The organism is Micromonospora sp. NPDC049799, assembly GCF_040656655.1.
In the GTDB taxonomy this organism is placed as follows: Bacteria; Actinomycetota; Actinomycetes; order Mycobacteriales; family Micromonosporaceae; genus Micromonospora.
Genome location: NZ_JBFAMU010000607.1, coordinates 1 through 2696 on the forward strand (window position 1 = coordinate 1; position 2696 = coordinate 2696).

4 protein-coding genes are annotated in these 2696 nt (G+C 76.3%); 1 reads left to right on the forward strand and 3 read right to left on the reverse strand.

The annotated features are described in order from the left end of the window. Positions 1-56 precede the first annotated feature (56 nt). On the forward strand, positions 57-770 hold the full coding sequence (locus AB0I76_RS27105) for a VTT domain-containing protein (RefSeq protein WP_357041128.1): 714 nt from the start codon (positions 57-59) through the stop codon (positions 768-770). A gap of 112 nt (positions 771-882) precedes the next feature. Here the strand turns inward: AB0I76_RS27105 and AB0I76_RS27110 are convergent, their stop codons facing one another. The 3 genes from AB0I76_RS27110 to AB0I76_RS27120 form a co-directional block, all read right to left on the reverse strand. Next, positions 883-1539 carry a response regulator transcription factor gene (locus AB0I76_RS27110; protein WP_357041120.1) on the reverse strand — a complete coding sequence of 219 codons (657 nt, stop codon included), beginning with the start codon at positions 1537-1539 and terminating at the stop codon, positions 883-885. After that, positions 1536-1856 carry an ATP-binding protein gene (locus AB0I76_RS27115; protein WP_357041123.1) on the reverse strand — a complete coding sequence of 107 codons (321 nt, stop codon included), beginning with the start codon at positions 1854-1856 and terminating at the stop codon, positions 1536-1538. The genes AB0I76_RS27110 and AB0I76_RS27115 overlap by 4 nt, the downstream gene beginning before the upstream one ends. Further along, positions 1853-2696, reverse strand: an 844-nt coding sequence (locus tag AB0I76_RS27120; RefSeq protein WP_357041126.1) for a histidine kinase dimerization/phosphoacceptor domain-containing protein, incomplete at its 5' end; no start/stop codon positions are given. The genes AB0I76_RS27120 and AB0I76_RS27115, both read right to left, overlap by 4 nt.

The window sequence follows — 2696 nt, forward strand, 5'->3', positions numbered from 1 at the left end:
GCGAGCAGGAGCAGCAGCAGGGCGAACCGGAGCGCGGACGGCTCCGCCGCCAGGCCGTGATCCCCGCCGTCCGGCGGTTCCTGCGGGAGCCGTCGGCCGTCCGGCGGCTGCTGCGGGAGCCGTCCGCGCTCCGGTTCGCCCTGCTGCTGCTCCTGCTCGCGGTCCTCACGCCGGTCGCGCTGCTCGCGCCGCGGCCGGACCTGGAGGACCTGCCGGGGCACGCCGACCGGCTCGGCGCGTACGCCCCGGCGACGGCGGTCGTCGGCGGGGCGGTGCTGCTGGTCGCACTCGTGCCCCGGACCTTCGTCACCCTCGCCTCCGGTGCGTTGTTCGGCGCGCTGGAGGGCGCCGCGTACGCCCTCGGGGCCGCGTCGCTGGCGGCGGCGATCGGCTTCGCGGTCGGCCGGCTGCTCGGCCGGGAGTTCGTGGCCGACCGCGTCCGCGGCCGGCTCGCCCGGCTGGACGGCTGGTTCGCCCGGCAGAGCGTCCTCGGGGTGATCACCGTGCGGCTGCTGCCGATCGCCGGCTTCGGTCTGGTCAGCTACGGCTACGGCACCACCGGGGCCCGGGTGCTGCCGTTCCTCGCCGGCAGCGTGATCGCCTCCGCCCCCACCGCGTTCGGCTACGCCGCCGTCGGTGCCGCAGTCACCTCGCCGGACGACGTGAACTGGTTCGCCGCCGCGCCCGCCGGACTCGGACTGATCGCCAGCGCGGTGCTGGTCCGTCGGTGGTGGCTCGCGGAACGCCAGGGCCGGACCGGCCCGACGTGACGCGGGCGCGCCGGTCCGTCAAGATCCGCACAGTTTCGGGGAAAGTGTCGCCTCAGCCCGCGCCGAGGGGACACCTTCCCCGAAACTGTCGCCTCGATCCGCCGGCACCGCCTCAGCCGGGCGGGGTCACCAGACCGGACTCGTAGGCCGCGATGACCAGGTGCACCCGGTCGCGCGCGTGCAGCTTGCTGAACAGGCGTGCCACGTGCGCCTTGGCGGTCGCCGCGCTGATGTGCAGCTCCTCGGCGATCTCGGCGTTGGACAGCCCGCGGCCGACGAGGGTGAGCACCTCGCGTTCCCGGTCGGTCACGCCGGTCAGGGCGCGGACGGCCGGCGCGACGGCCGGGCGGTGGGCGAACTCGGCGATCAACCGTCGGGTGACCGACGGCGCGATCAGGGCGTCCCCCGCGGCCACCACCCGGATCGCGCCGAGGATGTCGTCCACCGCCATGTCCTTGACCAGGAAACCGCTGGCGCCGGCCCGCAGCGCGGCGTGCACGTGCTCGTCGTCGTCGAAGGTGGTGAGGACAAGCACCCGGGCCGGTCCCCCGGCCGCGGTGATCGCCCGAGTCGCCGCGATGCCGTCCGTGCCCGGCATGCGCAGGTCCATCAACACCACGTCCGGCGCGGCGTCCCGGGTCAGCCGGACCGCCTCCGCCCCCGTGCCGGCCTCACCGACCACCTCGAGATCCGGCGCGTCCGCGATGAGCACCCGCAGGCCGGCGCGGACCAGGGGCTGGTCGTCGACGAGGAGGACCCGGATCGTCACGCCGGACCCACCGGCAGCTCGGCGGCCACCCGGAAGCCGCCCTCCGGTCGCGGCCCGGCGGTGAACCGGCCGCCGAGCAGCGTGGCTCGCTCCCGCATGCCGACGATCCCGTGCCCCTCGCCGCCGAGCGGACCACCTCGACCGTCGTCGACCACCTCGACGTGGACCCCGTCCGGCGTCTGCCGCACGGTCACCCGGCACTGAGGGACCTGCGCGTGCCGGACGACGTTGGTCAGTGCCTCCTGCACGATCCGGTACGCGGCCAGCCCCACCTCCGCGGGCACCGGCGCCGGCCCGCCGTCGACGGCGAGCGTCACCCGCACCCCGGCGTCGGCCGCGGCCTCGACCAGCCGGTCGAGGTCGGCCAGCCCCGGCGTCGGTCCAGCGACGCCGCCGCGCCGTCGGGGCGGCGTAGGGCACCGAGCGTACGCCGGAGCCCGGCGAGGGTCTCCCGGCTGGTGGCCTCGATGGTGGCGAGCGCTGCGCGGGCCTCCCCGGGTTGGGTCTCGATGACCCGCGCCCCCACGCCGGCCTGGATGGCGATCACGCCGATGCTGTGCGCGACCTGGTCGTGCAGTTCGCGGGCGATGCGCAGCCGTTCGGCGGTGACGGCCTCGGCCGCGGCGTGCGACCGCAGGGACGCCGCGTAGCGACGCCGCGCCCGGACCGAGTTGCCGACGGTCCAGGCGGTGGCGACGGCCAGCACGGAGAACGTGGCCCGGTTCAGCGGGTCGAAGCCGGTGTTGAGGAAGCTGGCGGCGACCTGGACGGTGAGCACGATCCCGGCGGCGGCCACCGAGACCCGACGGGAGCGGGTGGCGGCGACCACGCCGACGGCGAGGTCCACGGCCGCGAACTGGAGGTGGAAGATGTCGTCGTCGTAGCCGACGTCCCCGCCGTGGACCGTCCCGGCGGCCAGCGTCGCACCGGCCAGCATCAGGCCGAGCGCGGTCAGCGGGTAGCGCCGCAGCAGCAGCGCGGGCAGCGCCACGACCAGCACCGGCACCAGGTACCGCTCGGGCACCCACCAGCCGACGACGCCGAGGCCGTCGCCGCTGTCGGCGGCCACGCTCGCGTACACCCACAGCGGGGGCAGGACGAGGACGACGGCACCGGCCAGCGCCACGCGGAGCGCCGCCGCTGGACCGGCGGCGCTC